Source organism: Nocardioides daejeonensis (genome assembly GCF_003194585.1).
In the GTDB taxonomy this organism is placed as follows: Bacteria; Actinomycetota; Actinomycetes; order Propionibacteriales; family Nocardioidaceae; genus Nocardioides; species Nocardioides daejeonensis.
The window spans coordinates 43,664-67,312 of the sequence record NZ_QHKZ01000010.1; the positions used below are offsets into that span (position 1 = coordinate 43,664).

The following is a 23,649-nucleotide window of genomic DNA, read 5'->3' on the forward strand; positions in this document are numbered from 1 at the left end:
CCGGCCCTGGGGCTGGGTCAGCCGGCGAACGCGCTGCGGAAGCGGCGACGCTTCCGCGGGGCGGGCTGGACGACGCCGGCGACGACGTCGTCCAGGAGGCAGGCGACGGTCTCGGCGGAGCAGCGGCGATTCGTGCCGATGCCGCCCGAGGGGCCGCGCTTGATCCAGCCGACGACGTAGGTGCCCGGCATGTCCGCGACCCGCCCGGTGGTGTTGGCCACCGTGCCGCTGGCCTCGTCGAACGGCAGGCCCGGTACGGCGTCACCGCGGTAGCCGATCGCCCGCATCACTCGGGTCGCGGGCAGGGAGAGGTCGCCTGATCCGCCGGTCACGCGCAAGGCGGCGGCCGTGCCCTCACCTTCGACGGCAAGCGGCGAGGAGTGGAACCGCAGCACGATCCGTCGCCCGGCGGGGGGAGGGGCACTCCAGTCGATCGCCTCGCGGCGCACTTCGGCCAGGACCGAGGCGTGCTCCTTCGGGCCGGCCGCGTCGATGGCCGCGCCGATGCGCGGGTCGTGGTCGTCGACCACCAGGTCGGCCGAAGGGAGGTGGCCGAGCGCCAGCGCCTCGGGCCGGGTGTAGGCGGCATCCTCGGGGCCCCTGCGACCGAGCACGACGACCTCGCGCACCGCGCTGGCACGCAGCGCCGCGAGCGCATGCGGTGCGATCGAGGTCTCGGCGAGGCTGTCGGGATCGCTGACCAGGATCCGGGAGACGTCGAGCGCGACGTTGCCGTTGCCCACCACGACGACCCGCTCGCTGTCGAGCCGGAACTCGTCGGCCGGGACCTCGGGATGGCCGTTGTACCAAGCGACGAAGCGAGTGGCCGAGACGCTGCCGGCCAGCTCCTCACCGGGGATTCCGAGTCGCTTGTCGGCATGGGCTCCGACGGCATAGATGACCGCGTCGAAGTCGGCCGCCAGCTGCGCGTGGGTGATGTCGCGACCGATCTCGACGCCGAAGCGTTGCTGCACCCGGGGGTGCTTGCGCAGGCGCGAGAAGTTGTGGGCGACCTGCTTGGTCGCGGGGTGGTCGGGGGCTACGCCGAAGCGGACCAGGCCGTCAGGCACATCGAGTCGGTCGAAGAGGGTGATCTCCGCGTCGGTGTGCAGGAGCAGGTCTTCGACGGCGTACATCCCCGACGGGCCGGTGCCGACCACCGCGACCCGCAGGGTGGGGAAGTCGGGGGGCAGGACCCGGTCGAAGGTCGGCTTGTTCCAGTCGTGGAACGTCGGGCGGTCCGCCCGCGGCGCGGGCGTCACCAACTCCCTGGTGGGAGCCGGTGCGCCGGGGGTGACGGTGTCGAACCAGCTGGCATTGATCTCGGCGTACGCCCGCTCGGGGCCGACGAGCGCCTGGATCGGAAAGATCGCGTCAACCGGGCAGGCGTCGGCGCAGGCGCCGCAGTCGATGCAGGACTTCGGGTCGACGTAGAGCATCTCGGTCGTGCCGAAGTCCGGCTCATCCGGGGTGGGGTGGATGCAGTTGACCGGGCACACCGACACGCAGGTGGCGTCGGCGCAGCAGTTCTGCGTGATGGCGAAGGGCATGTCAGAGCAGGCCGGCCATCTGGTAGACGCGCACCGCGGGCTTGGTGAGCATGCCGCAGGAGTCGAGGAACTCCATCAGGCCCGAGCAGCTGGAGCGGAGCATCGAGGCGAAGTGCTTGTTGTTCTTGGCCTCGCGCAGTGCGCGCTCGCGGTCGAGACCGGCGTTCTCGTAGACGGCCGGGTTCCACATGCTCTTGACGATCGCGTAGGCGGCGATCGCGACGACCAGTGCGCTGATCCGGCGCCGCACCGGGCCGGCGCCGCGCAGTCGCTCGCGCGTCTCCTCGCGGGCGAAGGCCATGTGGCGCGACTCCTCGATCACGTGGATGTTGTTGATGGTGCGCACGAAGGGCACGACCCGCTCGTCGCGCATCCAGTCGCGCTGCATGACGTCGAGCACCTCCTCGGCGACCAGGATCGCGGCGTAGGCGGTCTCGCCGAAGGCAAGGGTCTTGAATGCTCGGCCGAGCTCGATGACCACCTTGTGGGGGTGGTACGCCGGCGCCTCGAGCTTCGCGGCGCCGCGAGCGAACATGATCGAGTGGCGACACTCGTCGGCGATCTCGGTCAGCGCCCACTGGAAGTCCGCGTCGGTCGGGTCCTTGGCGTAGAAGTCCCGCAGCATCATCTGCTGCAGGATCATCTCGAACCAGATGCCGGTGCTGGCGACGGAGGCCGCCTCCTGGCGGGTCAGCGCGGTGCGCTGCTCCTCGGTCATCTCCTGCCAGTAGTCGGTGCCGTAGAGGGTCGACCACTCAGGGGAGGTGCCGTGCATGGTGGTGTCGAGCGGGGTCTCCCAGTCGACCTCGGTGACCGGGTCGCAGGAGAGCTGCTCGGAGGAGGAGAGCAAGCGGGATGCGACGTCCTGCGACGCGACTGCGGCGGGCTGCTCGATCGTGCTGGCCATGGGTCTCTCCACTGCATCGGCTATGTGACATTCAGAATGTTACATAGATCGTGGCGCAAAGCAAGGGCTTCCTCAAGGAAGCCTCCTTGCCTCCGCCGCGCGCCGCGCGAGGAGAGCCCGCTCGCCGGCATTGCGACTGCGGGCGGCCGCTTGGGCGAAGGCGCGTGCGGCCTCGGAAGCCCGGCCCGAGCGCAGCAGCAGGTCGCCTCGCACGCTGGGCACGGCCGGGGAGCCGGGAAGCGCATCCGGCGGCAGCGCGTCCAGGATCGCCAGCCCGGCGGCGGCGCCCCAGGCGCGGCCGTGAGCGACGGCTCGGTTCACCTCGACGATCGCTCCCGGTGCGGCTCCGGCCAGCAGGTCGTAGAGCCGGGCGATCCTGCTCCAGTCGGTCGCCTCGGGGGTCGCTGCCCGTGCGTGCTCCGCGGCGATCGCCGCCTGCAGGTAGTAGCGTCCGACCGCCGCCCCACGTGCTGCGGCCACCTCCGCCTGAGCGAGTGCCTCTTGTCCGCTCCGGATCAGCTGCTCGTCCCAGCGACGGCGGTCCTGCTCCTCCAGGAGCAGCGGGCGACCGTCGTCGTCGAGGCGGGCGGGGAGGCGCGAGGCCTGCAGCTCCAGCAGGGCTTGCAACCCGTGCGTCTCCGGCGCCCCCGGGGTCAGGTCGCTGAGCATCCGCGCCAGGCGGATCGCCTCGGCGGTCAGGTCGGGTCGGGTCCACTCCTCGCCCGCGGTGGCGGCGTACCCCTCGTTGAAGATGAGATAGACGACAGCCATCACATCGTCCAGCCGTGCCCGCCGCTCCCGCCCACGAGGCAGGTCGAACTCGGCCCGGGCGTCGACCAGGGTGCGCTTGGCGCGTGAGATCCGCTGCCCCATCGCGATGTCGGTGACGAGGAACCCCCGGGCGATCTCCGCCGTGCTCAGCCCGCCGACCAGGCGCAGGGTGAGTGCCGCCCGCGACTCGGAGGTGAGTGCAGGGTGGCAGCACAGGAAGATCAGGCGCAGCACGTCGTCCTCGATCTGCTCGACCTGGTCATCGAGGTCCGGATCGGTGGCGTCCGCCAGCCGCCGGCCGAGCTCCGCCGTCTTGCGTCGCAGGGTCGCGTCGCGCCGGATCCGGTCCACCGCGCGGCGCCGAGCGGTGGTCATCAGCCAGGCCGCCGGATTCGCCGGCACCCCGTCGCGCGTCCATTGCTCCAAGGCGGCGACCATCGCGTCTTGGGCGAGCTCCTCGGCCACGCCGAGGTCCCCGGTCAGTCGGGTCAGTGCGCCGACCAGCCGGGGGGCCTCGGCCCGCCAGGTGTCAGCGAGGACGGTTCGTGGATCGACCAGCACCCGCTCAGTCTGCGCCCGGTGCCTCCGAGATCTGACGCAGGGTGATGGTCAGGTCGCGACCGGGCCAGTGGTCGAGGTGCAGCTGCGCCATCTCGCGGCAGCTCGCGATCGCCGTCTCGTGGTCGTCGAACCGCATCAGGGCCCAGCCGCCGACAACCTCTTTCGTCTCCGCGTACGGCCCGTCGATGCGGGTCATCTCGCCTCCGCGGATCACGAAGTTCACCGAGTCCTCGGTGCCGAAGAGGCCGCCGGCGTCCACCAGCGTTCCCGCGGCTGCGGAGCGAGCCATGAACTCGCCCATCGCCGTCGACATCTGCTCGGGTGGTCCCTCGATGCCCTCCTCCAGCCTCACGAATCCCATGTAGCGAGCCATCGTCCTACCTCCTGTGTGGGTGTTGTCGACCGTACGTCGAACAGGGGAGGTGGTCTTCGACATGCGGTCGAGAGCTTTCTGCTCGCCTGGCGCTACTCGCCGTGGAGCAGTGTCCATGCCTGGTGGTCGCCGGGGAACCCCTTCAGATCGACGCCGTAGGGCCCGGCGCACTCCCAGAGCTCGCCGAGTTCCGTGCGTACGTCGTCGCTCACCAGCACCTCGCCGCCGGCTGCGTGGGCCGCGATGCGCGCGGCATAGGCGACGTTGCGTCCGAAGAAGTCGCCGTCGCGCTCCACGGTCGGTCCGGTGTGGATCCCCACCCGCACCAGGATCGGGGTGCGGGAGAGTGCGGGGGAGTCGGCATCGGCCAGGCCGGCCTGGATCTCCAGGGCAGCGCGGCCAGCCGCCTCCGCGGAGCCGAAGACGACCATGAAGCCGTCGCCCTGATGCTTGACCACGTGGCCGTGGTAGCGGCGTACCGCCGTGCGGACCACGCCGTCGTGCTCGCCGAGCAGGGCCATCCACTCCTCGTCGCCGAGCCGCTCGTTGAGCGCCGTGGAGCCCTCGATGTCGGAGAAGAGCACGGTGACCGTGCCGTCAGGACCGGCAAGCTTGTTGATCCGGAGCCGTTCGGCCACCGACCACCCCGTGAACTCCTCGATGGAGGTCGCAAGGAAGCCGCTGACGCCGTGCTCGCGGACGCCACGCGCCGTGGTGACCACGGCGCGGACGGCCAGGTCTGCGGCGCGTCGGGAAAGTCGCGGCGATCTCTCCCGGGAGCCGGTCTCGAGCTCCCGCAGCCGCCGCTCGGTCTCCAGGAGCCGCCGTCGGGTGCGGCGCAGGCTCAAGGAGGCGCCCACGGTGCTGCCGAGCAGGCAGAGAGCAGCGACCGACAGGACGATCTCGAGGGGATCCACGCGAGCAGCCTAGAGACTCCGATGCGTTCTCAACGTCGGCGGTGAGCACTACGCTCGGTCTATGGAAGCGATGGACAACGCGTTCGAGATGCTCAACAAGTCCCAGCGGCTTGCTCTGAAGCTCACGACCGACACGATCAGCACCATCGTGTCGATGGGCCGCACCGGTCTCACCCAGCCTGAGGAGCTCCTGACGCAGGTGACCACGCTGCTGGGCGCCGTCGGCGACCTGGCCGGCGCCACGGCCCAGCCGTTGCAGACCTTCATCACGCGCCAGCGAGAGCTGGCCGACACCATGGCCAGCCTGGCACAGGCTCAGGCGGATCTCGCCGAGCTCGTCAACGTGGTGGCTCAGCGACACGCAGACATCGTCGAGTCGCTGGAGTCGGTGACGGCTCCGCTCTTCGGTCTCGTCGTCAAGGAGCCGCCGGCACCGCCGGCACCCTGATCAGCGCTTGCTGAGCACCCCGCGCACCTGCGCCGGCTCGCGATCATGCTTGGGAAGGCCGCGGCAGGTGTAGGGCTTGCCGCGGTGGCACCGGTAGGCGGCCGAGGTGTTGGCGAGGGTGACGGAGACCTTCGCGACCCGTTTGGTGTCGAAGGCGACCCGCTTCTTCGCGCTGCCCTTCTTCAGCAGCACCTTGTGCCGGACGACCGTGCCGTCTGTGCGGTGCACCAGCACCTCCGCGCGGACCCGCGAGGCACCGCGGAGCTGGACCTGCAAGCGCCACTTCTTGCCCAGCTTGCCCTTCGGGGCGAACCGCGTGGTCGCCGCGCTCAGGTGGTCGATCCGCAGCTGCTTCCACGCACTCGCACGCTTCGACTTGCCGAGCTTGGGCTTGCTGACCGGCTTGGCCTTCGGATAGGAGCCGCCCTCGGAGTAGGTCTTCCTCGGCACGGTGTTGTCGGCTGCGAAGCGGGTGAACTCCGTCGCCAGGTCGGAGCCGCGCGCCTTCGCTGCTCGGTTGATCGCCTGGGTGGAGGTCTTGCCGGCGGCCACCTTGTTCCAGATGGCTCGCACGATCTGCTGGCCGTGCCGTTGCGCGATGTTCTCGAAGAAGACCCAGTTGCCGTACTGGTAGAAGCCGGGGGAGTCGAGGGGCTCGGCCGGACGAGCGAGCGCGCTGACCGTGAGGTACTGGCGGTTGTCGTTGATGGAGTCGTAGAGCTGCTCCTCCATCCACGTCGCGGTCGTCTCCATCAGCCAGGTATCCGCCTTGCGGCTGTAGCCGAACTGCACCACATGGAAGAACTCGTGGGCCGCGGTGACCTTCAGTGTGTCGAGCGGTGAGGTCGCGAAGCCCGCGTAGTTGTTGTCGAGGACCAGGTAGCCGGCGTGTGGTGCGCTCGGGTCCCAGTTGGCGTATCCGTAGTAGCCGTCGGCGCTGAGCTCGCCCAGATAGACGTCGAGGCGACTGCCGGTCACGCCGGCGGGGTTGCCCTTGTTGCCGTCGGAGACCGGCGCCCGGTAGCCCATCGTGCCGATCTGTGCGTTCCACACCGCGTCTACGACGTTGAGGGTCTGCGTCGCCCAGGCGGCCGTGGCCTGGTGCTTCCCGGAGGCCACCCGGTGCACGCAGATCCGAGTGTTGCAGGTGGAGATGACCGGGGCGCCCTTGTAGTTGACGAGGTCTTGCACGGGGTTGGCCACCGGGTCTGTCGGCCGGGCGAGGAGGCGTCGCGCCTCGCGGCGCTCGGTCGCCGGGAGGTCGTCGTAGACCTGCTGCAGGGTGACCAGCTCGGTCGTCAGGTCGGTCTCGGCGTCCGCTGCCTCCGCGGGGCCGCGCTCGCCGTCGAGGGTGGCGGTGAGCTGCTCGAGCACCTCCACCGCAGCGTCCGCCGGCTCGGAGACCTCGGGCGCGGGCGCCCCGTCTGTGCCCGGAGCTGCTGCCACTGCGCCGAGCGGCGACACCACCAGCGCGGCCGTCGCGATCGGCAGGGCGAGCCGACGCGCGGCTCCGTTCAGGGCTGATCTCCCGAGGAAACGCATGGCACTCACCCTACGGGCATCGTCCGACGATGCCCGAGCCCAGACGCCGCCCGGGTCAGACGGTGCCGGAGATCTTCTCGATCAGCGCGGTGGTCGAGATCGCCGGCGTACGCGGGAGGTAGACGACCTCGCAGAGCTCCTTGAACTCGTCGAACCGGCCCGCCCAGTCGTCGCCCATCACCAGGACATCGGCGCCGAACTGCTGGATGTAGTCGCGTTTGAGCTCCAGGCTCTCCTCGACGAAGACCTCGTCGACGGGCTTGAGCGCGGCCACGATCGCGAGCCGCTCGGCCTGGCTGAAGACCGGCACCCGGCCCTTCTTGCGCTCGTTGAGTGCGTCCGCCGAGACGCCCACCACCAGCCGGTCACCGAGGGCGGCCGCACGCTCGATCACCCGCAGGTGCCCGACGTGGAAGACGTCGAAGGTGCCGAAGGTGATGACGGTGCGAGACATGCGGGGCATCGTACGCGGATGCCCCCGGGCCTGACACAATCGCCTTGATGAGCCTGCCGCTGGTGACACCCGCTCCCGAGGCCGATGCCCTCCGTCGTCGCTCCCTGCGCCGGATGCGCACCCTGGCGCTCGGGCTCCTTGTCCTCGCCGCCGTGGTGTACGTCGCGACCTGGGGGCAGGGCGGCTTCCTCGGCTACGTCAACGCGGGGGCCGAGGCCAGCATGGTCGGCGCGATCGCGGACTGGTTCGCGGTCACGGCGCTCTTCCGCCATCCGCTCGGCCTCCCGGTGCCGCACACCGCACTCATCCCGCGGCGCAAGGACGACCTGGGCCGCGGCCTGGAGCAGTTCGTCGGGGAGAACTTCCTGCAACCCGAGATCATCTCGGAGCGGGTCCGGAGCGCGGAGCCGACCCGGCGGGCGGGCGCCTGGCTGGCGGAGCCGGAGCATGCACGTCGCGTCGTCGCCGAAGTCTCCGAGGTCACGGCCATCGCGTTGGGAAAGATCGAGGATCGGCACATCATCGAGCTGGTCGAGCAGGTGCTGGTGCCGCGGTTCGCCGAGGAGCCGATCGCTCCGGTCCTGGGCACCTTCGTCGTCGAGGCGGTCCGCGACGACCTGCACCACGGCGTCGTCGACCTGGCGATCAACGAGCTGCACGACTGGCTGGTCGTCAACCATGAGACGTTCACCGAGGTGATCGGGGAACGGGCCCCCTGGTGGGCGCCGCCGCGGCTCAACGACGCGGTCACCTCACGACTGCACTCCGAGGCCGTGCGGTGGCTTGCCGACATCCGCGACGATCCGGGGCACCGTGCCCGGGCGGCGCTGGACTCGCTCCTTGCGAGGCTGGGCGACGACCTGCTGCACGACGAGGCGACGGCCCGGCGTGCCGAGGGCCTGAAGCTGCGGCTCCTCGAGCACCCGCAGTTCGTCTCCACCGGCATCAGCCTCTGGCAGGGACTGCGCAACGTTCTCCGCGACGCCCTCGCCGAGCCGGACGGCGCGCTGGCGACCAGGCTGCGCGACGAGCTGGTGGTGGTTGCCGGACGGCTGCGGGACGAGCCGGCCCTGCAGCAGCGGTTCGACCGCGTGGTGAGCGATGCCGTCGTCTTCGTCGTCGATCGCTACGGCACCGAGCTGACCTCGGTGATCACCCAGACCATCGAGCGCTGGGACGGTGCGGAGGCGGCGGAGCGGATCGAGCTCCACGTGGGCCGGGACCTCCAGTTCATCCGCATCAACGGGACGGTCGTCGGCGGCCTCGTCGGCCTCCTCATCCACGCCCTCTCCCAGCTGCTCTGAGCCCGGGCTCTGGGGCGGACGGGCTCGCGGGGCGCCGTCAGTCGCGAGCCGCGAGCCGCCAACGGCGCCGGGCAGTCGACACCAGATCGAGGTTCTCAGCAGCGCCGAAGCGAGCCACGCTCTCCAGCATCAGCCCCAAGCGACGGTTGAGCTCGGCGGCGTCGCCGCCCGAGCCGTAGAAGAGGTGGGGGTCGGTCGCTGCTCCCTCGGGGAACAGCTCCTCCACGATCGCGGCGATCGCGGGTGTCCCGGGCGTGAGCGGCTCAAGCACCCGGTTCTGCACGTAGCCGAAGGTGGCCTGGGTATCGATCGCCACCTGGGTGTGGCTCTCCTGCCAGATCGTCCGCCACTCCTCGTAGGGCAGGTCGGCAGGGCGCCGGAGGAAGGCGAGATTGGCCATCGCCGGCACGCGCTCGCCGTCGGAGGCGTCCGGGGCGACCAGCGGCTCGCGCTCCTCGACCGCCCATCCGTGGTGCCGGACCCCGGCCCCGGACAGGGCGTCGACCAAGGTCGCCGCGACCTCGGTGTGGCGGGCGCCGCCGTACCAGACGCTCACCAGGCCGACGATCGGCTCGGGCAGCACCTGGAAGTTCATCGCTCCGGTGAACGCCTCGTCGATCACGTTGACCTGAACCCGGTCGGCGCCCGCGGCGGCGAGTCGCTCGCGCAGGGAGCCGGAGAGGGCGACCTCGACGACGTGGTCGGGGTCGCTGGGGGCGAGGAGGACGAAGACGAGCTTGCTCACGCAGGCGACCTTCGCAGAACCGGCGTGGAGACCGGGGGAGCGGTCCCGCACAATGGGGTTATGGACGTCCCGATCAAGGACGAGTCGATCCGGCTCGGCCAGTTCCTCAAGCTCGCCAACCTTGTCGATCACGGCGCCGAGGCGAAGACGGTGATCGCAGAAGGACGCGTGCAGGTCGGCGGCGAGGTGGAGACGCGGCGGGGACGGCAGCTGGTGGAGGGCGACGTCGTCACCCTGGCCGGTCAGTCGGCCACGGTGGTGACGGGGGAGGCCGCCGTCACCGACGACCTCCCCTGGTGAAGCGTGGGAGTCAGCTGACCTTCAGCAGGTCGACGACGAAGATCAGGGTCTCGCCGGGCTTGATCACGCCGCCCGCGCCCCGGTCGCCGTAGCCCAGGTGCGGCGGGATGACGAGCTGGCGCCGTCCACCGACGCGCATCCCCTGCACGCCGGTGTCCCACCCGCTGATGACCTGCCCGATGCCCAGGCGGAAGTCGAGCGGCGCGCCCCGGTTGTAGGAGGCGTCGAACTCCTCGCCGGTCGAGTGGGCCACGCCCACGTAGTGCACGGAGACGGTGGAGCCCGCGGTCGCCTCGGCCCCGTCGCCGACGGTGATGTCGGTGATCACGAGGTCGGTGGGCGGGGTCGGGTCGAAGTCTTCGATCTCTGGTTTCTCAGCCATGGGCACGAGCCTACGTGCCCATTCCGCGTCAGGGCTGGTGCAGGTACTGGTCGAGCTGGTCTCGCTCGAACTCGAGCTCGCCGATCCGGTTCTTCACCACGTCGCCGATGCTCACGATCCCGGTGAGGACGCCGTCGGTCAGCACGGGGACGTGCCGGATCCGGTGCTCGGTCATCAGCTGCATGAGATCGGTGACCGCCTCGGTGCCCTCGCAGGTCTGCACGCCGGTCGACATGATCGAGCCGACGGTGCCGTCGAGCGTGTCGGCGCCACCGGTGAGGCGGCGTACGACGTCGCGCTCGGAGACGATGCCGTCGAGGCTCGTGCCGTTGGCACTGACCACCACCGCCCCGACGTTGTGCTCGGCGAGCAGCGCCACCAGCTCGCGCACGGTGGCATCGGGTCGGATCGTGACCACCTCTTGGCGGGCCTTGCCCCGAAGTACGTCGTTGATGCGCATCGGACCTCCTGCTGCCGGCAGTGTGACGCTGGTCACGGTAGCGGTCCGCCCCGGCGCTGGCCAGAGCTGATCGCGAACCCGTCAGCCGAGCGGCGGCTCGTCCGCCGCCGCCCGGCGGCGCTCACGCAGGTCGTGCACCTGACCGCCGCCGGGCGCGTGACCGTCCGGATCGGCGTCGTCGTCGACTGCCCCGAGGAAGGCCAGAGCCGCCTCGTGGAGGTGCGTGTTGGAGGCGATCGCGTTCTCGCCCCAGGGGCCGTCGCGCCCGTCGAGCGAGGTGAACCGCCCGCCGGCCTCGCGCACGATGATGTCGAGCGCAGCCATGTCGTGGAGGGCGAGCTCCGGCTCGGCGACCAGGTCGACCGCGCCCTCGGCCAGCAGCATGTAGGACCAGAAGTCACCGTACGCGCGGGTCCGCCAGCAACGTCGCGAGAGCGCGAGGAAGTCCTCGAGCTGGCCCCGCTCCTCCCACCCGGAGAAGGAGGAGTAGGAGAGCGAGGCGTCCTCCAGTCGGCGTACGTCGGAGGTGTGGCACTGCGTCGCCTTCAGCAGGGAGCGGCCGGTCCAGGCGCCGTTGCCCGCCGACGCCCACCAGCGCCGCTGCAGCTGCGGCGCGGAGACCACGCCCAGCACGACCTCGTCGTCGACCGCGAGGGCGATCAGCGTGGCCCAGACGGGCACGCCGCGGACGAAGTTCTTGGTGCCGTCGATCGGGTCGACGATCCAGCGTCGCTGGCTGTGTCCGGTGCTGCCCTGCTCCTCGCCGACGACCGCGTCGCGTGAGCGCACCCGCGACAGCGTCCGGCGGATCGCCTCCTCGACCGACTCGTCCGCGTCGGAGACGGGCGTCAGGTCGGGCTTCGTCATCACGTGCAGGTCGAGCGCCTTGAAGCGCGCCTGGGTGATGGAGTCGGCGTCGTCCGCCAACACATGGGCGAGGCGCAGATCGTCGGTGTAGTCGAGCGGCATGGGCACAGGCTATGCCTCGGCTCCGGGGCTCCGACCACTACGCTGTGCTGTCATGGAGATCAACGGCCTGCCGGCGCACCCCCTGATCGTCCACGTCGCGGTCGTCTTCGTGCCGATCGCCGCGCTGCTGGCCGTGGTCTACGCGCTGGTGCCGCGCTGGCGCTGGTCGACGCGCTGGCCGATGGTGGGAGCCTCGCTGCTCGCGACGGCCGCTGTCGTCTACGCATGGTTCTCCGGCCGCGAGTTCAAGGACGACCTGGTCGATGCCGGCGCGGAGCCGCTGCGCTTCCAAGACCACCAGGAGCACGCTGACGTGCTGCTGTGGCTGGTCCTCGTCTTCCTTGCGGTGGTGCTCATCGCGGCGTGGGCGCTGGGTGGTCCGTCGGGGCTGGCCTCGCGCGGTGGCGAGCGGGCCAAGCATGCCCCCGTCATCGAGTGGACGACGGTGATCATGCTGATCATCCTCGCCGTCCTGACGATCGCCATGACCATCGCGACCGGCGAGGCCGGCGCGCGCCTGATCTACGGCTAGGTCAGTACTGGCTCGACTCCCGGGCGGCGAGCAGGCGCCGGAAGGAGACGACTCGCTCCGGGTCGGCCTCGCCGGCTGTCAGCGCCTCGTCGAGTCCGCACTCGGGCTCGTCCGCTCCGTGGGTGCAGCCACGGGGGCAGTCCTCGGTCATCTCGTCGAGATCGGGGAACGCCTCGATCAGGTTCTCCGGCTGCACGTGCGCGAGCCCGAAGGAGCGGATGCCCGGGGTGTCGATGATCCACCCGGCACCGTCGGGCAGCGCGAGCAGCAGTGCGGAGGTGGAGGTGTGCCGCCCACGGCCGGTGACCTGGTTGACCACGCCGACCTCGCGGTGGGCGTCGGGGACGAGCGCGTTGACCAGGGTCGACTTGCCGACGCCGCTGTGGCCGAGGAGGACACTGGTGTGCCCCTCGAGGTGTGCCCGCAGCTCGTCCAGGTCGCCGCCCTTGCGCGTGACCACGTAGGGAACGCCGAGGGAGCGGTACGTCGCCAGCAGCTCGTCGGGCGCCTTCAGGTCCGACTTGGTGAGGCAGAGCAGCGGCGCCAGCCCGGCGTCGTACGCCGCCACGAGGGCCCGGTCGATGAGCCGCGGTCGCGGCTCCGGGTCGGCGAGTGCGGTCACCACGACGAGCTGGGTGGCGTTGGCGACGATGACCCGCTCGACCGGGTCGTCGTCGTCGGCGGTCCGCCGCAGGGTCGTGGCACGCTCGGTGACCTCGACGATGCGAGCGAGGCTGCCTTCGTCTCCCGAGACGTCGCCGACCACCCGGACCCGATCGCCGACCACCGCGCCCTTGCGACCGAGGTTGCGTGACTTCATGGCGGTCACGGTGCGACCGTCGAGGAGGAGGGTGAACCGGCCCCGGTCAACGGTGACGACGACCGCCTCGACGGCGTCCTCGTGCGCGGGTCGGTCCTTGGTGCGTGGGCGGGTGCGGCGTCGCGGGCGCTCGTAGTGCTCGTGATCGTGCTCGGTGTAGCGCCGCCCCCCCATGCTCAGCCCGCCGCGGTGAAGAGCCCCGACCAGTGGCCAGGGAAGTCGGGGAAGGTCTTGCCGGTCGTGGCGACGTTCTCGACCAGGACGCCGTCGGTCACCGCGCCGAGGATCACCGCGGCATGTGCCATCCGATGGTCGGCGTAGGTGTGGAAGAGGCCGCCGCGGAGCGGCGCCGGGCGGAAGGAGAGACCGTCGTCGTGCTCGGTGACCTCGGCGCCCAGAGCGTTCAGTTCGGTGGCGAGGGCGGTGAGCCGATCGGTCTCGTGGCCGCGGATGTGGGCGATGCCGCGCAGGTGCGAGGGCGCCTCGGCCAGCGCGCACAGGGCTGCGACGACCGGGGCAAGTTCGCCGACGTCGTGCAGGTCGAGGTCGACACCCTGGAGGCGCTCCGGGCCGGTGACGGTGAGACCGTCCTCGGTGAGCGTGACGCCGCAGCCCATGGCGGTCAGGATCTCGCGGAGCGCGTCGCCGCCCTGGGTGGTGCGTTGCGGCCAGTCCCGCACCGTGATCCGGCCGCCGGTCGCGGCGGCGAGAGCCAGGAACGGACCAGCGTTGGAGAGGTCGGGCTCGATGAGGTGGTCGACCGCACGGACCGTCCCGGGAGCCACCGACCACCGGTTGGCGTCGGAGTCGTCGACCTCGACACCGTGCTGGCGCAGCATCGCCACCGTCATCTCGATGTGTGGCTGGGACGGCACCGGCTTGCCGTCGTGGCGCACGTCCACGCCCTTCTCGTAGCGGGCGCCGGCCAGCAACAGTGCCGAGACGAACTGGCTCGATGCCGAAGCGTCGATGACGACCTCGCCCCCGGCGACCGAGCCGGTGCCGTGCAGGGTGAACGGCAGCCGGTCGGTGTCGTCCAAGCGGACGCCGAGGGTACGCAGCGCGGCGAGCATCGCGCCCACGGGCCGGTTCCGCATGTGCGGGTCGCCGTCGAAGGCGACATCGCCCTCGGCAAGGGCAGCGACCGGCGGCACGAAGCGCATCACCGTCCCGGCAAGCCCGCAGTCGACCTGCGAGCCACCGCGCAGCGGCCCTGGGGTGACGGCCCAGTCGTCGCCGCTCACGTCGATCGCGGCACCGAGCGCGTTCAGGGCTCCCGCCATGAGCAGGGTGTCGCGCGAGCGCAGGGCGCGGCGTACCACCGAAGGGCCGTCGGCCAGCGCCGCGAGCACGAGCGCACGGTTGGTGAGGGACTTCGATCCCGGCAGGGAGACGGCAAGGTCAACGGGCGCGTGGGCCCGCGGCGCGGGCCAAGGATCCGGAGTCGTCACGCGGCCACCCTATGATCACGGCCAGGACCAGGAGTTGTTGCCCGGGTCGGCGTCCTCGAAGCCGACCGGAGTCAGCGACGCGGTGACGCCGCCGATCGCCAGGTTGATGAGGCTGCCGGTGACCGACGGGCGCGACTCGTCGAGGGTGCAGGTAGCCGCGCCGAGTCCCGTGCGGTGACATCCACCGGGCAGGGTCCCCAACACCAGGCCGCGCCAGGAGAGATGCAGTGTCGCCGAGCCGCCGGGCGCGAAGCCGCGGGCGGTGAAGGTGACCGAGGTGCGCAGCAGGTCGCTCTCGGTCCGGGCGTCCAGCACCAGGTCGTACTCCGGCTCGGTGGGCTCCTCGGTGGGCTGCTCGGTCGGCGTCGGCTCCTCCGTCGGCGTGGGCTCCTCGGTCGGCTGCTCGGTGGGCTGCTCGGTCGGGTCTTCGCTCGGTGCATCCGTCGGCGTGGGAGGCGGCGGAGGAGCGACGGGTGTCTCGGTGTCGACCGGGGTGGCCACCCGCGTGGGGGTGGTGGGATCGGGCCGAGGCGTGCGCGTCTTGGTGGGGGCGGGACGTGCCGGTGTGCCTGGGGCGACGCTCGGGGAGGCCGCCTCGACGGTGGCCTGCCGGGTCGGCTCCGCACTGTTGGTCGTCACGACGTAGGCGACGCCGACGGTAGCCGTGACGGCAGCGACCCCGGCCACGGCGGCGGCCTGCGTGTTGGCGAGCACCGCGTCGCGTGCGCGGTCGAGGAAGAGCAGCAGCCCGCCCTTGACGGCGACCCCCGAGGTGCCGGCCAGGTAGGCGGCGCCGGCGGTGCCCAGCAGGAGAGGCGCGAGCAGTGCGCCCAGACCGGAGTTGACCTCGGCGAGTTCCAGGTAGATGGCCATGCAGCGGCGACACTCGTCGAGGTGCTTCTCCACCTTGGTGGCGTCGCGGCGGGAGAGGCCCTTGCGCACGTATCCGCCGAGATGGTCGTGGGTCCACCGGCAGCCGGGGTCCTCGGCGGCCGGCGCGTGGGAGTTCAAGAAGGCCTGGCGAAGTCCCTCGCGCGCCCGGTAGGCGAGCGCCGAGACCGAGTTGGGGGACATGCCGAGGAGCTCGGCGACGTCTGCCGGCTTCTGGCCCTCCACCTCGGTGTGCCACAGCACCATCTGCCAGCGCTCCGGAAGCGAGGCGAACGCTGCTGCGGCAGCCTCGTTCTCGAACCCCTCGACGGCGGTGTCGTGGAAGGGCACTCCGGGGTCGAACGGCTCCAGGTCGTCGGTGGTCTGCAGCTTCGAGCCGGATCGGATCCGGTCGATGTGCAGGCTGCGCACGGAGGTCAGCAGATAGGCACGGAAGGCGAGGTCGGGACCGCCGCCGTTCTGCAGCACCCGGAGCACCTTGCCGAAGGCATCCGAGACGAGGTCGTCTGCGTCGGTGGCGTTGGTGAGCTGCCGGGCGAGGCGTCTCGCCGCCGCGACGTGGCGCTCGAAGAGCGTCCCGTACGCCGTCAGGTCACCGCCCCGGACCGCCGCGATGAGTTCGGCGTCGCCGACGGCATCAAGATCGGCGGTGGATTGACTCACGACTGCTCAACGATCAACTCGGGAAAACATGACGGCGCCGAGCCTACCGACCGGCGACGTCCGGGGTGCGCGCTCAGATCCGGCTCAGCTCGTCGATGAGGAGCACTGCGGCCTCTTCGCCTGCGGGAAGTCCCTCGATCCAGATGCGTCCGGCGGAGTCGGCCAGCTGCTTGAGCAGCCGGACACGGCGTCCCAGGCGCTCGTCACGCGAGACCAGGGCGGCGACGCGTCGGGGCCCGATCCGGCCGACCACGCCGGTCGGGAAGACGGTGCGGTGCGCCTCGCCGAGTCGGGTGAGCGCGAGCGCGGTGTCCATCACGGTGCCGGACCCGGAGCGCGCGTCGATCTCGCTGATCACCAGTGCATATGCGCTCGAGACACCGGTCGGCTCGCCGAACCCGCCCCTGTAGAGCTCGGCGACCGCGGTGCGCAGATGCGTGGTGGTGGCCAGACCCGTCAACGGGTCCTCGCAGGAGATCTGGTGGAGGTAACTCAGCGTCGCCTCGCTCCAGGCCCGGCACAGTGCCTGCACGTCGCCGAACGGCGGATCCCCTCCCAGGACCAGCCGACTCGTCGCGCGCAGCTCCCTCAAGGCCTCGTCCAGTCCCACCCCGGACTCGGCGAGCCGGCGGCCCGCGATCTCGCAGGCCGCGGCAGTGCCGTTGCCGAGGACCCAGCCCTCGGCAACGGCCACGAACCACGGCGCCACCTGCTGCTCGATGCGCTCGGGCAGTGGTGGTACGCCGGGAACAGCCGTGGGCACTGTTCGCACTCTCGTCGCAAACAGGCCCACGGCTTCCCTCCCCGGTTCTCATGCCCCCACATGGGCTCACCAGGGGAACGGGCGGGGCGTCGGCCTATGACGCGGTTTCGGGAGATCTTTTTCCGGCACTTCGTGCGGCGCCGTGGCGGCGCGGCTTCCTAGACTGGAGGCATGTGCGGCAGGTATGCGTCCTCCAGGAGCCCGGAGGACCTGATCGACGAGTTCGAGGTGGAGGAGGCCCACCTCCCGGCGCCGCTGGAGCCGGACTGGAACGTGGCGCCGACCAAGGAGGTGTACGCCGTCCTGGAGCGGCCGGCGCGCGAGGAGCGACCGCAACAGCGACAGCTGCGCGCCTTGACCTGGGGCCTGGTTCCGTCGTGGGCGAAGGAAGCCAGCATCGGCAACCGGATGATCAACGCGCGGATGGAGACGGTGGCCGAGAAGCCGGCCTACCGCCGTGCCTTCGCCGGGCGCCGCTGTCTGCTGCCCGCTGACGGCTACTTCGAGTGGTACCCGACCGAGCACAAGGATGCGAAGGGCAAGCCGCGCAAGCAGCCGTTCTTCATCCGGCCCAGGGACGGCGGCGTCCTGGCGATGGCGGGGCTCTACGAGTTCTGGCGCGACCGGTCAGTCGCCGACGGCGACCCGGGAGCCTGGCTGTGGACGTGCACCGTGATCACGACGGCCGCCGAGGACGACCTGGGCAAGATTCACGATCGAATGCCGCTGATGGTGCCGCGCGAGCGGTGGGACGAGTGGCTCGATCCGCGTCCGCACGCGGCCGCCGACCTCCTGGCGCTGTTGGAGCCGGCCGCACCCGGTCGCCTGGAGGCGTACCCGGTCGCGCCCCTGGTGAGCAACGTGCGCAACAACGGCCCCGAGCTCATCGACCCGCTGCCGTTGGAGCACTGATGACGGTCCGAGAGCGGTACGTCGACACTCCGGGCGGCCCGGCCCGGTTGCTGAGCCACCGGGCCGCCGAGCCCCGTGCGGCCCTGCTGGTCAGCCACGGCGCCGGTGCGGGGATCGAGACCGCCGATCTCGCGGCGCTGGCCCAGTACCTGCCCCGGAACGGGGTGACAGTCCATCTCCTGGAGCAGCCCTGGAAGGTCGCGGGTCGACGGATCGCGGGTCCTCCCGCGACCCTCGACGTGGCGCTGCGCGCGGTCGCGGAGCAGGTCGCCAGCGAGCTGGCTCCGGCGGTGCAGCTCGTGGTCGGAGGGCGGTCGGCAGGCGCCCGGAGCGCGGCTCGGTGTGCCCGGACGATCGGCGCCGCCGGCGTCCTCGCGCTCTCCTTCCCGCTGCATCCGCCGGGGAAGCTGGAGAAGTCGCGCCTGGCAGAGCTGCAGGAGGCAGGGGTGCCCACCCTGGTGATCCAAGGCGAGCGCGATCCCTTCGGTCGTCCCGAGGAGTTCCCCGAGGGCACCGAGCTCTGTCCGGTGCCGTACGCCGACCACTCCTTCAAGACCGCCAAGTCGGCGCCGATCACCCCCGACGAGGTGGCCGCACTGATCGTCGCCGCCACCGTCGAATGGCTGACGCGCGAGATCGACTGACCGCTCCACCCGCGGGCCGTCCGCCCGGGGAACAATCTCGGGCCGGTCGGTGTTGTGCCCGACGTGATTGCCGTGATGGATCGTCCCTCGCCATCTCCCGTACCCTGGGAGACGATGACTGAATCCATGACCACCGCACTCCCGACGGACGTCGAGCTCAGCGAGGTCGACCTCGCCAACGAGACCGATGTCCAGCGTTCGGCGCGGTTCGAGCGCGACGCCCTGCCTTATCTCGACCAGCTCTACTCGGCGGCCATGCGGATGACCCGCAACCCGGCCGACGCGGAGGACCTGGTGCAGGAGACGTTCGCCAAGGCGTTCTCGGCATTCCACCAGTACAAGCCAGGAACCAACCTCAAGGCCTGGCTCTACCGGATCCTGACCAACACCTTCATCAACTCCTATCGCAAGAAGCAGCGGCAGCCGCAGCAGTCGATGGCCGAGGAGGTGGAGGACTGGCAGCTGCACCGCGCCGAGTCCCACACCTCGAGCGGCCTGAAGTCCGCGGAGACCGAGGCGCTCGAGCATCTGCCGGATTCGCAGGTGAAGGACGCGTTGCAGCGCCTGCCGGAGGAGTTCCGCCTCGCGGTCTATCTCGCGGACGTGGAGGGTTTTCCCTACAAGGAGATCGCCGAGATCATGAACACCCCCATTGGCACCGTGATGTCTCGCCTGCACCGGGGCCGTCGTCAGCTGCGCGACATGCTTGCCGACTACGTGCGTGACAACGACCTGCTTCGCCTCGATGAAGAGGAGTCGAAGGCATGAGCCACGAGCAGCAGGACTGCGCCGACTACCTCGAGCGCATCGTCTATCTGATCGACAACGAGCTGGACGAGGCCGACTGCTCCGTGGTGCGCCTTCACCTGGAGGAGTGCGGACCGTGTCTGCAGAAGTACGACCTGGAGCGCACGGTGAAGCAGATCGTGGCCCGGTCCTGCTCGGAGCAGGCCCCCGACGGCCTCCGGCAGCGGGTGCTGGTGCAGCTCCGCGAGGTGCAGGTCCGGATCACCGAGGCCTGAGCGTCACCCCGGGGACGTGCACTGAGTAGAACCCGATTCGCGCAGCGGTGCTCCTTGCTGCGAGAATGACCGACGCAGATCTCATCAGGAGGAACCATGGGCAAGACCGGACGCAAGCGCCGCGCACGCAAGAAGAAGGGCGCGAACCACGGCAAGCGCCCCAACGCCTGAGTCAGCTCAGGCCGCGCAGGATTGCAGAACCCCCAGTCGCACCGGCTCGGGGGTTCTCGCATTTCGTGCGAGGGTTCGTGTCATGGCTGAACTCACCGCGACGCAGACCTTCACCGTCACCGACGACGACACTGCCCAGGCGGTCGGGTCGGGCAGTCTCCCCGTCCTGGGTACGCCGCGCCTGCTGGCCTGGTGCGAGGCCGTCACCTGCCTGGCCATCGAGCCGCTGCTGACGGCCGGTCGCACGAGCGTCGGCACCCGGGTCTCCCTGGAGCATCTTGCGGCCAGCAGGATCGGTGCCACGGTCACGGTGGAGGCGCACGCCGTCTACGCCGAACCGAAGCTGGTGCGCTTCACGGTCGCCGCCCGGATGGGCGACAAGCTGGTCGGCTCCGGCGAGGTGACCCGCGTCGTCGTCGACGCCGAGCGATTCCTGGCCCGGCTGGGGGTCTAGGGCGGTGCCGGGCGCTCACCTGTCGGTGGTGCGCCAGCCCTGGTCGCGAGCGAGTCGCTCGACGACCCGCAGCACGGTGCGGACCGCCGCGCTCGTCGTGGCGCTCTCCTCGCGGTAGGTGAGGAACCACGGCACCATCCGCAGCGGGGTCATGGGGCGCCAGACCAGGCCGTCGAGATAGTCACGGCTCACCGACTCCAGGGTGAGCAGGACCGTGCGCTGGTCCGAGAGGACATCGCTCCCCGTGCTCAACCCGAAGACCACCTCCTTGGTCCACCGCGGGGTCAGCTCGTAGTGGGCCAGGTAGTCGGTCACCCAGGTGTCCCAGGAACTCATCGTCTGATCGATCGACAGAAGGTGATGGGCGGCCAGGTCATCGGGGGAGACCTCGTCGAGCGCGGCAAGCGGGTGGTCCGCGCCGACCAGTACACCGACCCGCTCGTCGCGTACCCGGAGGCTGCGCAGGCCCTCGCCGCGTACCCTGCCGGCGATCGCCAGGTCGAGCTCTCCGGTGAGGAGCTGGGCCGCCACGTCGTCCCCCGGCAGCGTGGTCTGGTGGATCGCCGCCTCGGGCACGTTGGCCCGGGCTGCTGCCAGCACTCGCCGAGGAGTCACCAGGGAGGGCTCGCTGACGTGGATCCGCAGCACCTCGGGCAGGCCGCCGACCTGGCGGGTCCGCTCGATCGCCCGGCGCACGTCGGCGAGGATCTCCATCGCGCTGTCGGCCAGCAGCTCTCCGGCCGGGGTCGCAGTGACCTGGCGGCTGGTGCGGTCGAAGAGGCGTACGCCGAGCCGCCGCTCGATCCTCTGCAGCGACTGGCTGAGCGCGGGCTGCGCCATATGCAGGGTCTGGGCGGCCCGGGTGATGTTCCGCTCGCGAGCGATCGTGGCGACGTACTCGAGGTCGCGCAGCGAGAGATCCATCATGTCGAGATACTAGATCAGGTCCTTTTTGGTGTTGGCCTGCGGCAGCACTCCCGGCCAAGGATGGAGGCATCCGAACACCGAAGGAGCAAGCATGCGCGTCAGCCTCACCCTCGAGATGAAGGCCTCACCCCACCGTGAGCAGGCCTGGCCCGACCTCTGGGAGGACTGCCTCTGGACGTTCGAGCAGGCTGAGCAGCTCGGCTTCGACGGGTTGCTGGTCCAGGAGCACTTCTTCAGCGAGGACGGCTACGCGCCCTCGATGCCGATCTTCCTCTCCCAGCTGATCAGCCGGACGAGCACGGCGCGCATCGGCTCCTACATCTACGTGGCTCCGCTGCACCACCCGCTGGCGCTGGCTCAGGAGACCGCCGTGCTCGACCAGCTCTCCGGCGGTCGGCTCGACGTAGGGATCGGCAGCGGGCACCGGGTCGCCGAGTACGTCGCGTTCGGCCTCAACCCGCGCACGCGACCCTCCCGCATGGAGGAGACGATCGAGCTGTTGAAGAGCGGTTGGTCCGGTGAGCCGGTCCACCACGACGGCAGGTACTTCCAGATCCCCGGGCTTCAGGTCCAGCCGACGCCGGCGCAGCAGCCACACCCACCGCTCTGGGTGGCGGCGACAACGCCTGCAGCGGCAGCGCGGGCGGGACGACACGGGGCGAACCTGGCGGGTGCATCCGTCGACCCCGCGGTGCACGAGGCGTATCACGCGGCGCTCGCTGAGGCCGGGTATGAGGCCGGCTCCACCCGGGTGTCGAACCCGTGGAGCATCACCGTCACCGACGAGGACCCCGAAGCCGTCTGGCAGCGCCGTCAGCATCTCTACTTCGAGCGCTGGGACTACTACCGCAAGATCCGCGCCGAGTTCGGCGATCCCGATCTGGACTACGGGCTGGAGCCCTCGGCAGACACCTATCGCGCGAATGAGCTGATCGGCGACGCCGACACGGTGCTCGCTGTGCTGGAGCCCTTCGTGAAGGATCTGGGTCTCACCGACCTGGTCTTGTTCGGGCCTCACCCCGGCGTCGACCTGCGCACCGAGGGCATCGAGAGCCTGCGTCGGTTCGCGGCCGAGGTCCTGCCCACACTCCGGTCGTGGTGACCGCCCTCGGCCAGGTGCTCGTCACGGGCGCCGCCGGCGACGTGGGTCGAGCAGTGGTGGAGCGGCTTGTCCGCGACGGCATGCCGGTGGTGGCTGCCGACCTCTGTCCGCCCGTGGAGGTCGAGGAGCTGCCCGGTGTCACGACGCTCACCCTCGACCTGGGCGTCCACGAGAGCGTGGTTGCCGTCGGCCAGGAGGTGCTTGCCAGGCATCGCTCCCTGGCTGGCGGGCTGGGGGTCGTGCACTGCGCGGGACGGGCCCAGATCACGCCCTTCGCGGACTCTGACCCGGCCACCTGGGACCAGCTCTACCGGGTCAACCAGTGGGGCCCGCTGCTGCTGACGCATGCCTTGCTTCCGGCACTGACCGCCCGGCCCGGAAGCGTCGTCTTCGTCGGTTCCGACTCGGCCAGGGCAGGAGCGGGCGGTGAGGTGGTCTACAGCGCCACGAAGGCGGCGCTCCTCGGCGCGGCGAAGTCGCTCGCCCGTGAGCTCGGCCGCCACGGCACCCGCGTCAACGTGGTCAGCCCGGGACCGATCGCCGGCACCATGTCGGAGAGGCTGACCCAGGCCGATCCCGACTACCTCACCCGGCTGCGGCGCGGCATCCCGCTGCGGCGGCTCGCCGACCCGGACGACGTGGCGGCCAGCATCGGCTGGCTGCTCGGCCCGGAGTCGACCTACGTCACCGGCCAGACGCTCAGCGTCTCGGGCGGCATCACCATGCACTGATCCCCACGTTCCCCGTTGTTCCAGCAGAAGGAGAGACATGCGCACCATCGACGCCCACATGCACCTCATCAACGTCACCGAGCACGACTGGTACCCCGGCCTCAAGGTGTGGGGCGAGGCCTTGGGCGTGCCCGGCCTGTACGCCGACTTCCTCCTCGACGACTACCGTGCCGGGGACGGCCGTGACGTCGAGACCTTCGTCCACGTCTCGGCGACCACGAAGCCCCGCGCCTACCTGGACGAGACCGCCTGGCTGGACCGCCTCGCCGACGAGCACGCGCTCGACCTGCTGATCGTCGCCACGGTCGACCCGACGCTCGACCGAGCTGAGCTGTTGGCGGACCTGGAGGCGCAGGCAGCCAGCCCGCGCCTGCGCGGGCTTCGGGTCCTCGACGGCCTGGAGCCGGGCTCCCCGGCGGCAGACACGGTCCTCCGCTGGCTGCAGGAGCGCGGCCTGGTCTTCGACCTGGTCACCCATCCGGAGCAGATGGCGGCCTGGCTGCACGAGCTGAACCGCCATCCGGAGCTGCGGGTCGTGCTGGAGCACACCGGCTGGCCCACGGGCACCGATCCGGAGGCGCGGACGACGTGGGAACAGGCAATGCGTGCCTTCGCGACCTCGACGCCGTACCTGTGCAAGCTCTCGGGCCTTGGCATGACGACGATGGACCTCGCGGAGCCGGCCCTGCGACCGTGGCTGGAGTTCGCGATCGACCAGCTCGGCTGGGAGCGCGTCGCGTTCGGGTCGAACCTGCCCATCGAAACGATGGCGGGAACGCACCGGCAGCTCCTGGCGGCTCTGGAGAGCGTGGTGGCCGGGGCCGACGCGGAGGCACAGGCCGGGTTCTGGGCGGAGAACGCGGCCCGCGCCTACGCGCGGTGA

Annotated in this window: 29 protein-coding genes; 13 read left to right on the top strand and 16 right to left on the bottom strand. The window is 70.6% G+C overall.

Going from position 1 to position 23,649, the window contains the following annotated elements:
- Positions 1 to 17 precede the first annotated feature (17 nt).
- The 5 genes from DNK54_RS19625 to DNK54_RS19645 form a co-directional block, all read right to left on the bottom strand.
- On the bottom strand, positions 18 to 1,550 hold the full coding sequence (locus DNK54_RS19625; protein ID WP_110208707.1) for an FAD-dependent oxidoreductase: 1,533 nt from the start codon (positions 1,548 to 1,550) through the stop codon (positions 18 to 20).
- A gap of 1 nt (position 1,551) precedes the next feature.
- Positions 1,552 to 2,457 (bottom strand): AurF N-oxygenase family protein, encoded by a 906-nt coding sequence (locus DNK54_RS19630; RefSeq protein ID WP_110208708.1) that lies wholly within the window; start codon positions 2,455 to 2,457, stop codon positions 1,552 to 1,554.
- 72 nt (positions 2,458 to 2,529) lie between these two features.
- Positions 2,530 to 3,789: an RNA polymerase sigma factor gene (locus DNK54_RS19635; RefSeq protein WP_110208709.1), complete on the bottom strand. Its 1,260-nt coding sequence runs from the start codon at positions 3,787 to 3,789 to the stop codon at positions 2,530 to 2,532.
- A gap of 4 nt (positions 3,790 to 3,793) precedes the next feature.
- Positions 3,794 to 4,162 carry a YciI family protein gene (locus DNK54_RS19640; protein ID WP_110208710.1) on the bottom strand — a complete coding sequence of 123 codons (369 nt, stop codon included), beginning with the start codon at positions 4,160 to 4,162 and terminating at the stop codon, positions 3,794 to 3,796.
- Between the two features lie 92 nt (positions 4,163 to 4,254).
- A complete protein-coding gene (locus DNK54_RS19645; protein ID WP_110208711.1) occupies positions 4,255 to 5,079 on the bottom strand; it encodes an adenylate/guanylate cyclase domain-containing protein in 825 nt (274 codons plus the stop codon).
- Positions 5,080 to 5,140: 61 nt separating this feature from the next.
- On the opposite strand from DNK54_RS19645, the gene DNK54_RS19650 reads away from it, so the two are divergent.
- On the top strand, positions 5,141 to 5,527 hold the full coding sequence (locus DNK54_RS19650) for a hypothetical protein (protein WP_162602568.1): 387 nt from the start codon (positions 5,141 to 5,143) through the stop codon (positions 5,525 to 5,527).
- On the opposite strand, the gene DNK54_RS19655 is transcribed toward DNK54_RS19650, so the two are convergent.
- Positions 5,528 to 7,069 carry an MXAN_6640 family putative metalloprotease gene (locus tag DNK54_RS19655; RefSeq protein WP_110208713.1) on the bottom strand — a complete coding sequence of 514 codons (1,542 nt, stop codon included), beginning with the start codon at positions 7,067 to 7,069 and terminating at the stop codon, positions 5,528 to 5,530.
- A 55-nt stretch (positions 7,070 to 7,124) separates the two neighbouring features.
- The gene (locus DNK54_RS19660; RefSeq protein WP_110208714.1) at positions 7,125 to 7,523 is read right to left on the bottom strand and encodes an FAD synthase family protein; all 399 of its coding nucleotides are present in this window, start codon (positions 7,521 to 7,523) and stop codon (positions 7,125 to 7,127) included.
- Positions 7,524 to 7,570: 47 nt separating this feature from the next.
- Here DNK54_RS19660 and DNK54_RS19665 point away from each other — a divergent pair, with 47 nt between their 5' ends.
- Positions 7,571 to 8,827, top strand: coding sequence for a DUF445 domain-containing protein (locus tag DNK54_RS19665; protein WP_110208715.1), 1,257 nt, complete (start codon positions 7,571 to 7,573; stop codon positions 8,825 to 8,827).
- Between the two features lie 37 nt (positions 8,828 to 8,864).
- On the opposite strand, the gene DNK54_RS19670 is transcribed toward DNK54_RS19665, so the two are convergent.
- Complete coding sequence (locus tag DNK54_RS19670; RefSeq protein WP_204164719.1) at positions 8,865 to 9,572, bottom strand: hypothetical protein; 708 nt, start codon at positions 9,570 to 9,572, stop codon at positions 8,865 to 8,867.
- 60 nt (positions 9,573 to 9,632) lie between these two features.
- On the opposite strand from DNK54_RS19670, the gene DNK54_RS19675 reads away from it, so the two are divergent.
- Positions 9,633 to 9,872 (top strand): RNA-binding S4 domain-containing protein, encoded by a 240-nt coding sequence (locus tag DNK54_RS19675; RefSeq protein ID WP_110208716.1) that lies wholly within the window; start codon positions 9,633 to 9,635, stop codon positions 9,870 to 9,872.
- 10 nt (positions 9,873 to 9,882) lie between these two features.
- Here DNK54_RS19675 and DNK54_RS19680 read toward each other — a convergent pair whose 3' ends face one another.
- From DNK54_RS19680 to DNK54_RS19690, 3 genes are all read right to left on the bottom strand, one after another.
- Positions 9,883 to 10,254, bottom strand: coding sequence for an FKBP-type peptidyl-prolyl cis-trans isomerase (locus DNK54_RS19680; protein ID WP_110208717.1), 372 nt, complete (start codon positions 10,252 to 10,254; stop codon positions 9,883 to 9,885).
- Positions 10,255 to 10,282: 28 nt separating this feature from the next.
- The gene (locus DNK54_RS19685; protein WP_110208718.1) at positions 10,283 to 10,714 is read right to left on the bottom strand and encodes a CBS domain-containing protein; all 432 of its coding nucleotides are present in this window, start codon (positions 10,712 to 10,714) and stop codon (positions 10,283 to 10,285) included.
- 81 nt (positions 10,715 to 10,795) lie between these two features.
- Positions 10,796 to 11,683: an inositol monophosphatase family protein gene (locus DNK54_RS19690; protein WP_110208719.1), complete on the bottom strand. Its 888-nt coding sequence runs from the start codon at positions 11,681 to 11,683 to the stop codon at positions 10,796 to 10,798.
- A 52-nt stretch (positions 11,684 to 11,735) separates the two neighbouring features.
- Here DNK54_RS19690 and DNK54_RS19695 point away from each other — a divergent pair, with 52 nt between their 5' ends.
- Positions 11,736 to 12,215 (top strand): DUF2231 domain-containing protein, encoded by a 480-nt coding sequence (locus tag DNK54_RS19695; protein WP_110208720.1) that lies wholly within the window; start codon positions 11,736 to 11,738, stop codon positions 12,213 to 12,215.
- A gap of 1 nt (position 12,216) precedes the next feature.
- Here the strand turns inward: DNK54_RS19695 and rsgA are convergent, their stop codons facing one another.
- From rsgA to DNK54_RS19715, 4 genes are all read right to left on the bottom strand, one after another.
- Positions 12,217 to 13,209: a ribosome small subunit-dependent GTPase A gene (gene rsgA, locus DNK54_RS19700; protein WP_110208721.1), complete on the bottom strand. Its 993-nt coding sequence runs from the start codon at positions 13,207 to 13,209 to the stop codon at positions 12,217 to 12,219.
- Between the two features lie 2 nt (positions 13,210 to 13,211).
- On the bottom strand, positions 13,212 to 14,486 hold the full coding sequence (aroA, locus tag DNK54_RS19705) for a 3-phosphoshikimate 1-carboxyvinyltransferase (protein ID WP_110208722.1): 1,275 nt from the start codon (positions 14,484 to 14,486) through the stop codon (positions 13,212 to 13,214).
- Positions 14,487 to 14,501: 15 nt separating this feature from the next.
- Positions 14,502 to 16,040 carry a sigma-70 family RNA polymerase sigma factor gene (locus DNK54_RS19710; RefSeq protein WP_110208723.1) on the bottom strand — a complete coding sequence of 513 codons (1,539 nt, stop codon included), beginning with the start codon at positions 16,038 to 16,040 and terminating at the stop codon, positions 14,502 to 14,504.
- A gap of 73 nt (positions 16,041 to 16,113) precedes the next feature.
- Positions 16,114 to 16,803 (bottom strand): hypothetical protein, encoded by a 690-nt coding sequence (locus DNK54_RS19715; protein ID WP_110208724.1) that lies wholly within the window; start codon positions 16,801 to 16,803, stop codon positions 16,114 to 16,116.
- Positions 16,804 to 16,974: 171 nt separating this feature from the next.
- Here DNK54_RS19715 and DNK54_RS19720 point away from each other — a divergent pair, with 171 nt between their 5' ends.
- The 6 genes from DNK54_RS19720 (at position 16,975) to DNK54_RS19740 (ending at position 20,006) form a co-directional block, all read left to right on the top strand.
- Positions 16,975 to 17,715, top strand: coding sequence for an SOS response-associated peptidase (locus tag DNK54_RS19720; protein ID WP_110208725.1), 741 nt, complete (start codon positions 16,975 to 16,977; stop codon positions 17,713 to 17,715).
- On the top strand, positions 17,715 to 18,359 hold the full coding sequence (locus tag DNK54_RS19725) for an alpha/beta hydrolase family protein (RefSeq protein ID WP_110208726.1): 645 nt from the start codon (positions 17,715 to 17,717) through the stop codon (positions 18,357 to 18,359). Before DNK54_RS19720 ends, DNK54_RS19725 begins: the two co-directional genes overlap by 1 nt.
- A 126-nt stretch (positions 18,360 to 18,485) precedes the next feature.
- Positions 18,486 to 19,127 (top strand): sigma-70 family RNA polymerase sigma factor, encoded by a 642-nt coding sequence (locus DNK54_RS19730; protein ID WP_110208727.1) that lies wholly within the window; start codon positions 18,486 to 18,488, stop codon positions 19,125 to 19,127.
- On the top strand, positions 19,124 to 19,381 hold the full coding sequence (gene rsrA, locus DNK54_RS19735; RefSeq protein ID WP_110208728.1) for a mycothiol system anti-sigma-R factor: 258 nt from the start codon (positions 19,124 to 19,126) through the stop codon (positions 19,379 to 19,381). Before DNK54_RS19730 ends, rsrA begins: the two co-directional genes overlap by 4 nt.
- Positions 19,382 to 19,477: 96 nt before the next feature.
- The gene (locus tag DNK54_RS21815) at positions 19,478 to 19,552 is read left to right on the top strand and encodes a 50S ribosomal protein bL37 (protein WP_369759046.1); all 75 of its coding nucleotides are present in this window, start codon (positions 19,478 to 19,480) and stop codon (positions 19,550 to 19,552) included.
- A gap of 82 nt (positions 19,553 to 19,634) precedes the next feature.
- The gene (locus DNK54_RS19740) at positions 19,635 to 20,006 is read left to right on the top strand and encodes a thioesterase family protein (RefSeq protein WP_110208729.1); all 372 of its coding nucleotides are present in this window, start codon (positions 19,635 to 19,637) and stop codon (positions 20,004 to 20,006) included.
- Positions 20,007 to 20,021: 15 nt separating this feature from the next.
- On the opposite strand, the gene DNK54_RS19745 is transcribed toward DNK54_RS19740, so the two are convergent.
- The gene (locus tag DNK54_RS19745) at positions 20,022 to 20,933 is read right to left on the bottom strand and encodes a LysR family transcriptional regulator (protein WP_110208730.1); all 912 of its coding nucleotides are present in this window, start codon (positions 20,931 to 20,933) and stop codon (positions 20,022 to 20,024) included.
- 91 nt (positions 20,934 to 21,024) lie between these two features.
- Between DNK54_RS19745 and DNK54_RS19750 the strand changes: the two genes are divergently transcribed.
- The 3 genes from DNK54_RS19750 to DNK54_RS19760 are packed head-to-tail and all read left to right on the top strand — an operon-like array spanning position 21,025 to position 23,649.
- A complete protein-coding gene (locus DNK54_RS19750; protein ID WP_110208731.1) occupies positions 21,025 to 22,035 on the top strand; it encodes an LLM class flavin-dependent oxidoreductase in 1,011 nt (336 codons plus the stop codon).
- A complete protein-coding gene (locus tag DNK54_RS19755) occupies positions 22,029 to 22,766 on the top strand; it encodes an SDR family NAD(P)-dependent oxidoreductase (protein ID WP_110208732.1) in 738 nt (245 codons plus the stop codon). Before DNK54_RS19750 ends, DNK54_RS19755 begins: the two co-directional genes overlap by 7 nt.
- 37 nt (positions 22,767 to 22,803) lie before the next feature.
- Entirely contained in the window at positions 22,804 to 23,649 is an 846-nt protein-coding gene (locus tag DNK54_RS19760) for an amidohydrolase family protein (protein WP_110208733.1), read from the top strand.